The organism is Schumannella sp. 10F1B-5-1 (assembly GCF_006517535.1).
Taxonomy (GTDB): Bacteria; Actinomycetota; Actinomycetes; order Actinomycetales; family Microbacteriaceae; genus Schumannella.
Genome location: NZ_VHQH01000140.1, coordinates 1 through 222, shown reverse-complemented (window position 1 = coordinate 222; position 222 = coordinate 1). Strand labels below are relative to the sequence as shown.

1 pseudogene is annotated in these 222 nt (G+C 78.4%); it reads right to left on the bottom strand.

Features of this window, described 5'->3' with window-relative positions:
• Positions 1 to 222: pseudogene (locus FJ658_RS16380) on the bottom strand (hypothetical protein); the annotation flags it as partial.

Genomic DNA, 222 nt, shown 5'->3' with positions numbered 1-222 from the left:
GGATCACGCTGCCGGTGCCCGCGAGCACCGCGGCGAGCGTGACCGACGCGCTCGAGCGCAGCGTGTGCACCTCGAGCGGGTCGCTCGCCGCGGCGAGCACCAGCTCGACGGGCACGCCGGTGCGCACCACCGTCACGCCGGGGATCGCCGCGACCGCGTCGAGCAGCTCGACCGGCTCCCGACGGTGGGGCAGGTAGGCGAGCGGCGCCGCGCGCGCGAGCG